Annotated in this window: 7 protein-coding genes; all 7 read right to left on the reverse strand. The window is 55.5% G+C overall.

Annotated features, from left to right (window positions below; translation table 11 throughout):
- Positions 1-41: 41 nt before the first annotated feature.
- Positions 42-1,715: a formate--tetrahydrofolate ligase gene (locus RRY12_08100; protein MEG2184622.1), complete on the reverse strand. Its 1,674-nt coding sequence runs from the start codon at positions 1,713-1,715 to the stop codon at positions 42-44.
- A 182-nt stretch (positions 1,716-1,897) separates the two neighbouring features.
- Positions 1,898-2,791, reverse strand: a complete 894-nt coding sequence (gene ftcD, locus RRY12_08105; GenBank protein MEG2184623.1) for a glutamate formimidoyltransferase — start codon at positions 2,789-2,791, stop codon at positions 1,898-1,900.
- A 33-nt stretch (positions 2,792-2,824) separates the two neighbouring features.
- Entirely contained in the window at positions 2,825-3,391 is a 567-nt protein-coding gene (locus tag RRY12_08110) for a cyclodeaminase/cyclohydrolase family protein (protein MEG2184624.1), read from the reverse strand.
- Positions 3,392-3,409: 18 nt separating this feature from the next.
- Positions 3,410-4,657, reverse strand: a complete 1,248-nt coding sequence (gene hutI / locus RRY12_08115; protein ID MEG2184625.1) for an imidazolonepropionase — start codon at positions 4,655-4,657, stop codon at positions 3,410-3,412.
- Positions 4,658-4,804: 147 nt separating this feature from the next.
- On the reverse strand, positions 4,805-6,523 hold the full coding sequence (locus RRY12_08120) for a urocanate hydratase (protein ID MEG2184626.1): 1,719 nt from the start codon (positions 6,521-6,523) through the stop codon (positions 4,805-4,807).
- 239 nt (positions 6,524-6,762) lie between these two features.
- Positions 6,763-9,834 carry an AAA family ATPase gene (locus RRY12_08125; protein ID MEG2184627.1) on the reverse strand — a complete coding sequence of 1,024 codons (3,072 nt, stop codon included), beginning with the start codon at positions 9,832-9,834 and terminating at the stop codon, positions 6,763-6,765.
- Positions 9,835-10,038: 204 nt separating this feature from the next.
- Positions 10,039-11,583: a histidine ammonia-lyase gene (gene hutH, locus RRY12_08130; protein ID MEG2184628.1), complete on the reverse strand. Its 1,545-nt coding sequence runs from the start codon at positions 11,581-11,583 to the stop codon at positions 10,039-10,041.
- Positions 11,584-11,808 lie beyond the last annotated feature (225 nt).

The following is an 11,808-nucleotide window of genomic DNA, read 5'->3' on the forward strand; positions in this document are numbered from 1 at the left end:
TTGATTTGTTGTTTAATTGTCTGATTGTGCGCCGCTTCGGTTTAGAAGAGGCCGGAGACCTTTCCGCTGGCGTCTACGTCTATGTTGCAGGCGGCGGGGCGTTTCGGCAGTCCGGGCATCGTCATTATGGAACCGGTTATCGGGATGATGAATCCAGCGCCGGCGGAAAGACGCACTTCGCGCACTGTCAGCGTGAAGTTTGTGGGGCGACCCTTTTTGTTCGGGTCGTCCGAGATGGAGGACTGCGTCTTGGCCATGCAGATGAGCAAGCCGTCTTTGCCAAGGTCGTGGATTTTCTTAAGGTCTTTCACGGCTTTGTCTGTGAAGGCAACTCCGTCTGCTCCGTATATCTTTGTGGCGATGGTCTCTATTTTTTCTTTCGGGGAGAGGTTTTCGTCGTAGAGATAGTGGAAGGTGTTCGGCTTATCGCAGGCTTTGATGACTTCCTGCGCCATTTCAAGACCGCCTTCGCCGCCTTTGGCCCAGATGTCGGATTCCACGACGGGAACGCCGAGCTTCGCGCATTTGTCCTGGATGAATTTCAGCTCTTCGGCCGTGTCGGTCGGGAAGGCGTTGAGCGCGACAACTACGGGCAGACCGAAGGAGAGCATGTTTTCGACGTGCTTTTCGAGGTTCGGGATGCCGGCTTCGAGCGCCGCCATGTTAAGCTTGCCGAGGTCTTCTTTCGCGACGCCGCCGTGCATCTTAAGAGCGCGGATGGTGGCTACTATGACGACCGCGTTCGGCTTGAGGCCTCCGAGACGGCACTTGATGTCGAGGAATTTTTCAGCGCCGAGGTCGGCGGCGAATCCAGCCTCCGTGACGAAGTAATCCGCAAGTTTCAGACCGTATTTTGTCGCCATGATGCTGTTGCATCCGTGCGCGATGTTCGCGAAGGGGCCGCCGTGGATGAAGGCGGGGACGTGTTCGAGGGTCTGCACGAGGTTCGGCTTGATGGCGTCTTTAAGGAGCATCGCCATTGCGCCGTGCGCTTCGAGTTCGCGCGCTGTGACGGGTTTGTCGTCGTAGGTGTAGGCGACGATTATGTTGGCGAGGCGCTCTTTGAGGTCTGTGATGTCCTTTGAGAGGCAGAGTATCGCCATTACTTCGGAGGCGACTGTGATGTCGAAGCCGTCTTCGCGGGGCACGCCGTTTGGCTTGCCCCCAAGTCCGATGACGATGTCGCGCAGTGTGCGGTCGTTCATGTCAAGGACGCGCTTTAACGCTATCTTGCGTGTGTCTATGTTGAGGGGGTTGCCCTGCTGCACGGAGTTGTCGAGCATCGCCGCGAGAAGGTTGTGCGCGGAGGTGATGGCGTGGAAGTCGCCCGTGAAGTGGATGTTGATGTCTTCCATCGGCACTACCTGGCTGTATCCGCCGCCGGCGGCTCCGCCTTTTACTCCGAATACGGGACCGAGCGAGGGTTCACGAAGGGCTACGCATGATTTTTTGCCAAGTTTCGCAAGCGCCTGCGCAAGTCCGACGGAGGTCGTCGTCTTGCCTTCCCCCGCAGGAGTCGGGGTGATTGCGGTGACAAGTATCAGCTTGCCGTCTTCGTTATCCTTTACTTTGTCCCAGAGGCCAAAGGATACCTTCGCTTTATATTTTCCGTAAAGTTCAAGATCATCTTCCGAGACGTCCAGTTTTTTGGCGACCTCGACAATGGGCTGCATCTGCGCCTGCTGCGCGATTTCAATATCACTCAGAAAAGCCATTTAAACCAACTCCTGTTATTTTATTTTTTATGACTGGTGACTGTGGGTTCAAACCCACAGCCACCTGTTGATATTCTTGTATTTTATACCATTGGAGCGCCCGATAGCAATATTCTAAATATTGTATAGGGCTATCAGGGCCGTCCGTTTCGACGGTAGTTTGACGCCGCGGGGAATAGGAGTTATCCCAGCAGGTGCGTCTCTATTATCTGGTTCATGTCGAATTTGCGGACGCGCAGAGAGTGGCGGATGACCTCTTCGAGCGCGGCGAGCGGCAGGGGGCCTACAAGCTCCGCGTCGGCGATGCCCACGCCGTAACTGTCGGCGAGGGATTTGATGAGGTCGTAGACCACTGGGATGGGCGTTTTTTCAAAGTTTGTAAGGTTCATCGAGACCTGCACCATGCCGCGCTCTTCAAGCGCAAGTCCGATGGCGCGGCAGTAACGCAGCCCGCCCGTGGAAAAACGCATACGTTTCGCTATCGCCTTCGCTATCTCCAGGTCGTCGGTGCGCAGGTTGACGTTGTATGCGACAAGCGGGAAGCGAACGCCTGTGACGGTGACGCCTGATTTCGGCACGAAGGCGAAGGGGCCTTCGTCGGGACGCCACTCTTCGTTCTGCATTTTTTCACTAAGCGCCTCGTACTGGCCTTTTCTGATGTCGACAAGGTTCTGGCGCGACGGCTTTGTCGCAGCGTCTTCATAGTAGTAGACGGGAACGCCCAGGCCGCCCAGGAATTTTCCGTAGCGGCGCGCTATCTCAAGCGCTTCTTCTTTTTCTACGTTGCGGACGGGCACGAACGGCACGACGTCGACAGCGCCCTGACGCGGGTGGCTTCCATGATGCTGGCTCATGTCTACCTCGGCTACGGCCTGTTTTGTGATGTTCATGGCGCCAGCGAGCACGTCCTCCGGCTCGCCTATCCACGTATAGACGGAGCGGTTGTGGTCCGCGTCGGAGTCAATGTCCATTACCGTGATGTTCGGCGTCGAGGTGAGCGCCTCTGTTATCCTCTGTATCTTCGCTTCGTCTCTTCCTTCGCTTACGTTCAGTTCACACAGCAGTATCTTTGCCATTTTTTTATCTTCCTTTCTGATTGTTTGATCGACTTAGTTGACGGACGCTTTGAGCTGACGCGCGGCTTCCGCAAGTTCCGCGTTGATTTCGGGCGTCTTTATGAGAGAAAGGTTCGCCTCGACGTTGAGCGCCGTGTCGGCAACGGCCATTTTCGCAAGCATGACGCCGGCGTCCATGTCCGAGGCGGCGGCGCCGTTGCAGCGGCCTTCCATCTCTTTGGCTATCTCAAAGACTTTGAGCGCTCTGCGTCCGTTTTCAAGCGGGACTCTCGCGGCCTGTATCGCGGCCTTTTCGACGGCGGCGCGGCGCGCGGCCTTTTCCTCGTCCGTTGATTTGGGCAGCGCGAAAGCCGCCTTTATCCCGAGGAATGACTGCGTGTCCGCCACCGCGCCTTCTTTAAATTCCACGACGTACTTGTCCAGGGTATCCGCTATTTCAAGGTATCTCTCGTCGGTGAGGCCGTATTCTTTGCCAGTTGAGAGGCGCGCCACCATTCCTATGAGGCCGGAGGCCATAGCTCCCGCCACGGCTGAGGCGGAACCGCCGCCAACTGTGAAATCCCTGCTGTCCATTATTTTTTCAAGCACTTCGTAAAACATATCTTTACCTCCAAATAGTTATTCGGCGATGACGCCGTTTTCGACGCTGATTTTGCCGTGTCTTATGACGGCCGACACCGGATTTTCTCCAAGGCGGTAGGCGACGTCTTCGTATGTGGGCAGGTCGAGGATTATTATGTCGGCCTGTTTGCCCGCTTCAAGCGAGCCGATTTTTTCGTCGCGTTTTAAGGCGCAGGCGCTTCCGTAGGTGGCGGCGCGCAGCGCTCGTGCGGGCGTCATGTGGTGTTGGCGGCAGGCGAGGCTTATGATGAAGGGCATCGAGGTGCACCAGCAGCCGGGGCAGCAGTTTGTAGCCATCCCAAGTTCAAGGCCGGCCTCGTACATGGGGCGCGGGTCAAAGAACAACGTGTGGTTGACGGCAAAGTCTATGCCGGGAAGCACTACACCAGTCACTCCGGCGCGGGCCAGTTTTTCAAGCGCCGCCTTCGGCGTGTAGTTGAGATGGTCGGCCGACCACATTTTCATATCGGCGGCAAGGTCTTCTCCGCCTACGTAGGAGTAGGCGCCGGCGTGTATTTTTGGCTCCATTCCGGCGGCGCGTCCCGCGGCAAGTATTTTTTCGCAGTCGTCACGCTCATAATGGCCTTCGTCGCACCAGATGTCGCACGCCTCGGCAAGCCCGCTTTTGCCAGCTTCGGGGATCATTTCGCCGATGAGCATCTCCATGTACGACTGTTTCGTCATGTCGGGGGCCCAGCCGTGAGCGCCCAGGAAGGTGGAGGAGATGTCTATCGGCAGCGTTTCGGCCAGCATTTTATTTATTTTGAGCTGGCGAAGCTCGCCTTCGACGTTCAGGCTGTAGCCGCTCTTGCTTTCAAGCGTCGTCGTGCCGGCTAGTATCATGCGGCGCACGCGGCTTGCGGACTGTTCGTAGAGCACCTCCGTCGGCAGCCCGCGTGTTGCTGAGAGCGTCACCATTATCCCCATCGGGACGCCGCGGCGCGCCAGCTCTTCGAGGTCGTCCGTCTCTATGCGGGCGCAATATTCTTCAACGCGCGTTCCTCCGAACACGGCGTGGGTGTGGCAGTCTACGAAGCCGGGCATCACGACGCGGCCTGAGGCGTCTATTTTCTTCGTCTCAGGGGCCGCGTATTTCATGACCTCTTCTTTTGTGCCCGCGGCAAGTATTTTTTCACCGCAGACGGCGACCGCGCCGCCCGCTACGAGCCCTATGGAGTCGGGCGCGTCTTTTGCGCAGGTGAGGAGCTGCGCCGCGTTTTCTATTATCAGCGTTGCTTTTTCCATGTTATCGCCTTCCGAAATTGACGCAAAGCGTGGGGCCGGTAAATATGGCTCCCACGCTTTGAGGTCTGTCTTATATATTTTCCTTAAGCCTCGGCTTTCGCAAGTTTTCGCTTATGGAAACTGTCGGTCGCGTGAAATTTTTTCAGCTTACAGCTTGTCGCTTCCGTCGGGGCCGAAGGTCACTTTCTCGGCGGGCTCCCACCAGAGAGGAACTTTGATGCCTTCAGGGGTGAGCTTGCCTTTGCCATTCGCTACGTCTTTCGCTGACGTGTATCCGGCCTGAGCGTGGCGGATTACGCCGATCCCTGAGTCGACCGTCATGGCTACTTCGAGGCGCACGTCGGCGTCCGCTGTGCCGTCCGCTATCTGGGTCACCCCTGTGTGTACCGCTTCACCCATTGAGTAGTTGGCCTGTATCGCGATAAGGTCGCACATGCCGCAGGCGTTGAGAAGACCGTTGAGCATCGGCCAGTCGGAGATGAGGTCGCCGCCGTCGGGCATTCTTTCTGATTCAAATGTGGGGTTGACGATCGAGCCGGAGTCAAGGTTGTCGCGTGAGAAGGCCACGGGGCCCTTTATCTCGCCCTTCTTGATCAGGTCGTTGACCGCAAGCGCAAACTTCTTTCTCTGACCGAAGCCCATGTAGCAGATACGAGCGGGGAGCGCTTCGATGGGAAGATGTTTGCTTGCGAGCGGGATCCAGCGGCCGACCACGGGGTCGTCTCCGAAGAGTTCCATTGCAAGTTCGTCCGTCCTCTTAAGGTCTGACGCTTCGCCGGAGATGCAGGTCCAGCGGAAGGGTCCGCGGCCTTCGCAGAAGAGCGGGCGGATGTAGTCGGCTACGAACGCGGGCAGTCTCATCGCTTCCGCCTCGGGGAATCCGGCGTCGCGGCATTCCTTGCGGATGCTGGTGCCGTATTCAAACACGGGCACGCCCTTGTCAAGGTACTTGAGCATTACGGCGAGCTGGCGCTTCATTGTCTCGCGGGCGAGAACAAGGTATTTGTCCATGTCGGCGTTGCGGAGTTCGCGCGCCTGGTCGGGGGTGTAGCCTGACGGGATGTAGGACACGGGGTCGTGGCAGGGGCACATCTCGGTGAGGACGTCGGGCATGAATCCGATCTCATAGGCGTGCTCGAAGCAGTCCGCAGCGTTGCCGACTACGCCGAATGAGCGCGGTGTCTTGGAGGCTACATGCGCCTTCGCTTTTTCGATGGCTTCGTCAAGCGAGCCGACTATTTCGTCGAGGTAATCTTTTTCAACGCGGCGCTCGAGGGTCTCGATGTCAGCATCGACTACGATCGCGACTCCGCCGTGCATCTTCATTCCCCATGTCTGGTTGCCGCCCATGCCGCCCGCGCCCGCCGTGAGGAGGATGCGGTTTTCCATGCTGCCGTTGTAGTGCTTGATGCCTACTGCGGCCAGTGTTTCAAATGTTCCTTCGATAACGCCCTGGGTGCCGATGTATTCCCACGGAGCCGCTGTGTACTGGGCGAATATTGTGAGGTTCTTCGCTTCGAGGTCATAGAATGTCTCCCATGAGGGACGCATGAAGTTTGTCGTAGCCATTACAACGACGGGAGCGTATTTGTGCGTTTTGAATACGGCGACGGGCATACCGGACTGTACGACAAGCGTCTCGTCGTCTTCGAGTTCTTTGAGGCTCTTTACGATTGCGTGATAGGATTCCCAGTTACGCGCGCATTTGCCGTTTCCGCCGTAGATGATCAGCTTTTCAGGATGCTCCGCGTTCTCCATGTTGTTTTCGAGCATACGGAGGATCGTCTCCTGACGCCACCCTTTGCACCTCAATGTGTTTCCGCGCTGCGCCTTTACCTCATAAAGAATTTCTGCGTTGCCTGCCATAAAAAACATCTCCTTTTTGTTATTAAGTGCCGTAACACGTATTTGTAAGTTGATGTTTATATAATAAACGGCCCCTGTCAAAGAATCGTCACCGTTAAAAGACGGCGGAGGCGGCCATTTGATGAAAGAGGCGCTGTTTTTGATGATAATTTAATGGTATGAAGGCGGCGGCTTTCGCGTCACGAAAAATGACGAAAAGCCGCCGCCTGATGGCTGTATGATAGCGTCTGTCTAAAAAACTATTCCGTTTTGTCTTCCGTAAGCCCGAATTTTTCGCAAAGCGTATTCACGCGGTGCGGGACGGACATCTTGGTGTAAATGGCGACGGCCTCTCTCGCGTATTCTTTTGCCGTGCGCTTTAATATATTGCAAAACTCCGGGGGAAGCGCGCCTTCTTCAAACATTTTGGCGAGGCAGGCTTTTGCCATCGCGTGCGCCGCTATCCACGAATGTTTTCTTATCGGCTCTGAGAGCAGCTCGCCTATCTCAAGCGAACGGTAGGCCTCTTCATAGCGCCCTTGCAGGCCATCCGCTATTGATTTTAGGCTGTAGAGTATCGAGCCGCAGCGGCCTCCCTGACATTTTTCAAATATCTCAGCGCCTCTGTAGATATTTTTATAGAACATCTCCATGTCGCCAAGATCGAGCGCCACGTCGGCGAGGTGCGCGTGGAAGTGGCTGCATCCCCAGAAGAGCCCGCTTTCTTCGCATGTTTTGATACAGCGGTCAAAATGTTTGACGGCCTCTTTGAAATTGCCCTGCCATTGATAGTTCTCGCCGATGTAGCATTCCGCGGCCAGGATGCTCAGCGTGTAGCGCTTGCCCAATATCGCCTGTTCTTCAAATATCTCCATTGAACGGCGAAGCACTTTTTCAGATTTTTCATAATCGCCTTTGATTTGAAAGGCGACGCCTATGTACCGAAGAGCTATGCCCATGTATTTTTCGCGTTCGTCGTCTTTTGCCGCGCGCAGCATTTCACGGGCGTTGCGCATCAGCATCTCGGCGTTGTCCGTTTGAAGGAAGAAGTGCCCCATGTGCGAGAGGACGTGTATGTAGATGCTGCTGAAAGAATGTTCTTTGGCCATCTTCTGCGCGCGGTTTAAGAATATCCGCGCCTTTTCATATTCTCCCCAGCAGATGAGATAGCCGCCGCAAAGCTCTAGGTAGGCCGTCTCCATTTTCAAGACTTCTTCTTTGTTGTAGGCGTTTATCGAGGAGCGTATCTCAGAGAGCAGGCCGTTCATCTCTTCCATCTTTTTTTCTGTGTCGCGCCTGTCGTGATACGGGTGCGAGCAGGAGTAGAGCACGTCGTCCTGGACGAGCGGGAATAGGTCGTGATTGAGCGTGATATCGAATATCATTTCGCGCAGATGCTGCGCAAGCACCATTTCGGGCATCCCGGCCTTTGTGTAGTGGTATGAGAGCATGGAGCTGAGCGCCGGGTCCCATTTGCGCGGGGAGTACTGCCGGTTGAGCAGTTCCGCAGCTTTTTTATGGTATTCGCAGAGTTTGAAGCCGGGAATGGCTCCGTAAACGCATTCGCGCACTTTAGCGTGGCTGAATGTGACGCAGGCTCCGGTTTCTATGCTCTGTATCTCTTTTATAAGTTTTTTGTCAAGCAGCTCCTCCGCGGCGGCGTATATCTCGGAGATGGGCTCGTTCATCATTTTCGCGATGGAGGCGATGGAGGCGCCGGCGCTAAATACGGAAAGTATCCGCAAAAACTCGCGCGGCTTTTCCGTGATCTCGCCAAAACGCGCGAGCATGACGCCGCCCAGCCCCGCGCCGGACAGCTCCGCGGCGGAGTTGGCCTTCAGCGTTTTGACCATCTCGACGATCATAAGAGGGATGCCTTCGGATTCTTTGAAGAAAAAATCTTCGGATTTGGAGGCCAGAAGTTTTTTATCAAGGAAGCGGCTGCAAAATGACCGCGTTTCTTCTTTGTTGAGCGGAGACAGCGGAATGTGCAGAAAATCTATGGCGCCCGCGTCCTTCAGCCGTGTAAGTATCCGAAGCGCGTAGGCGCTGCTTTCGGGGCGGCTTGTGATAAAGATGGTGGACGGCTTTGAGAGGGCGCTTATAAAGACTTCGAGCATCTCCGCTGATTTTGTGTCAAACCAGTGCAGGTCCTCCATTACGACGACGGGGCGCCGCGCGCCGGCCGCGTGGCAGACGAGTCGGCTCACCGCGCGCCCGACTATTATCGGGGTGCGTTCTGAGAGTATCACCGAATCGGCGTTGTAGACGACCCTGCGGTTTGCGAGAAAGTTTGGGAAGACTCCGGCCATGAGAGCCAAGTTGACGCCGCTTTCCTCCATTGACGCATCGGAGCAGAAAAGCGCCGTCTGGGATACGAGGCTGCTCCATGAGGAGTACGGATAGTTGAGGCCGGCCTCGTAGGATTTTGTGGCGAGCGTGATGTGCGTGCGCTGGTCAAGGCATGAGGTCATTTTGTTCAGCAGCGAGCTTTTGCCTATCCCAGCCTCGCCGTCTATGAAAAAGACCTGCGTCCTGCCGCCCTCTTTTTCGAGGTTTTCGAGGATGAGGCGCTGTTCATCTTTTCTGCCGACAAAGAAGGTATCCGGCGAATCTTCCGCGGTTCCAGCCTCCGATGAGGCGTTCAGCAGAAACATTCTTTTATAATAGTCCTCGGCGCGGGACGAGGGGGCAAGTGCCAGCTCCTCCGCGAGTTTTCTTTTGTATTCGCGAAAGAGCGTGCTTGCCTTGGCCGCGCCCCGGCGCGTGAAATAAAGCTCCATCAGTTCAAGAGTAGAGTCTTCGTCGTACGGATCGACCGTCACAAGCAGCTCAAGCGAGCTTTCGAGATCGTCTTCGTTCTGCGCGTCATAACAGGCGGTTATGCGCGCCTTTAATTTTTCGCACAGACGCCGCTTATACATTGATTTCGCGTAAAGCAGCCAGTTGCCGAAGTCTGGACATTCCGGTATGTCGAAGCCGCGCAGAAGCTCGTCCGCTACGCCGCACGGCAACTCCTCGTTCACGTCGGCTATCTTGTCTATGACGTCCATGTCGCAGGCGGCGCCGGTCATGGAGACGTTTCTTCTGTCGGAACTTATGCAGTCCTGTGGGAAATACTGCTTTAAGAGGTAGAGGGCGTTGCGGAAGTTGTTGTAGGCGGAGTTTTCGTCCTTCGCCCCCCAGAATATGGAGGCAAGCTTTTCTCTTCCCGCCTTCCCCTCCACCGCGAGATAGTAAACGATGGCCTCAGCTTTTTTAAGAGGGAGGTGAAGCTGTTGTCCGTCTATCTCTATTGATGGAGCTCCTATCACTTTGATTTTAAGATCCATTTTTCCACCCTCTTATACAGTTTAATACAATTATTAGACCTTATTTCAAAGACATGCTTCTATGCTTCGCTTTAAATTACATTATTGCCTGACTTATATTTTAAACGATATATGCCATTTAGAAAATACTCTAACAACAACAAAAGCGGGCGGCCCTTTAGCGGGCCGCCCGCGCGAAACGACTTGCGCCGCTTTAGTTTTTTATTATTTGAGCGCGCCAGTCGCCGCTTCCACCGCGCTAAGCAGCGTTTCGTCGGCGATGAGCTGAGCCGCTTTTTTCTGATCCTTGTAGAAGACTCTGTCCTCTTCCATGAAGTCTACCGCGTCGCGGATGACTTTGTAGGCCGCCGCTGTGCCCTTGCCGAGCTTTCTCTTTTCCTGAAGGTCGAGCGCCTGCGCCGCGCACATAAGCTCTATCGCAAGCACCATGCGCACGTTCCCAAGTATCTGGGCCGCCTTGCGCGCGCCGATAGTTCCCATGCTGACGTGGTCTTCCTGACCGGCCGACGTCGGGATGGAGTCGACGCTTGACGGATGAGCAAGCACCTTGTTTTCGGAAACGAGCGCCGCCGCCACATACTGCGGGATCATGAAGCCGCAGTTTATCCCGCCGTGCTTCACGAGGAAGGCCGGCAGTCCGTGGTTGAGCGCAGGGTCTATCAGTTTGGCGACGCGGCGTTCGGAGATATTTCCCAGCTCCGATATCGCGATGCCGAGCGTGTCCGCGGCTATCGCCATCGGCTGCCCGTGGAAGTTTCCGCCGGAGAAGACGTCGCCTGTGTCCACGAGGACGATGGGGTTGTCCGTAACGGCGTTTATCTCGTTGTCGACCACGGAGGCGACGTAATCTATCGCAAGGCGGCTCGCGCCGTGTATCTGCGGAATGCAGCGCACCGAATAGGAGTCCTGCATACGAAGCTCGCCCTGTTGTGTCATATATTCGCTGCCATCGAGGAGCGTCAGCATATTTTCAGCAACGTCGCTCTGTCCGGAATGTTTGCGGACGGCCTGAATGCGGTGGTCGTAGGCGTTGATGATGCCGCGCAGCGATTCCGCCGTGAGAGCGCCAATGATGTCCGCCGATTTTTTCAGCACCTGCGCGTCATAGAGCGCGTGCGCCGCGACTGAGGTCATGCACTGCGTGCCGTTAATGAGCGCGAGGCCCTCTTTCGCGCGCAGTTCAATGACTGGGATGCCAGCGCGCTTCATCGCTTCCGCGCCTTCAAGCACCTCTCCTTTATATTCGGCCTCGCCGAGGCCGAGCATCGGGAGCACCATGTGGGAGAGCGGGCAGAGGTCGCCGCTTGAACCGACGGAGCCTTTTTCGGGGATGACTGGATGCACGCCTTCGTTGAGCATAGCAAGCATCGTCTCTATGACGACGGGGCGCACTCCCGAGAAACCGTTCAGCAGCGAGTTGGCGCGCATGACGAGCATCCCGCGCACGACGTCGGTCGGCAGAGGATCGCCCACGCCGGCTGCGTCGGCCAGAATGAGCTTTATCTGAAGAAGGTTTATCTCATCTTCGGCGATAGCCACGTCAGAGAATTTTCCAAAGCCGGTGTTGATGCCGTACATCGGACGTCCGCCCGCGACAAGCTTCTCCACCAGAGCGCGTGATTTTTTGACATCCTCCATAGCGGCGGCGCATGCAGAAACAGAAGCGCCCTTTCTCGTTATCTCTATAAGAGTGTCAAGCGTCAGATCCTTACCGTTCAGTACAATATTCATCGTTATTTCTCCCTTCATTGATTAAGCCCCCCGGCAAAACCTATGACGAATCTTAGAAATCGCTTACATTATAAAACAAAAGATGCAAACTGTTGTACATTTCTTATTTTCCTACTTTTCCATCAAATCTCCATCAAAAAAAGAAAGCGCCGCGTCAAAGTGAATAAAAGAGCTTTGATATTTTTCTAATACCCACCGCCTATCCTCCATATATAAGCAAGCCCCCCTCGTTGGAACCTTTTA

This window comes from Cloacibacillus sp., assembly GCA_036655895.1.
Classification (GTDB): Bacteria; Synergistota; Synergistia; order Synergistales; family Synergistaceae; genus JAVVPF01.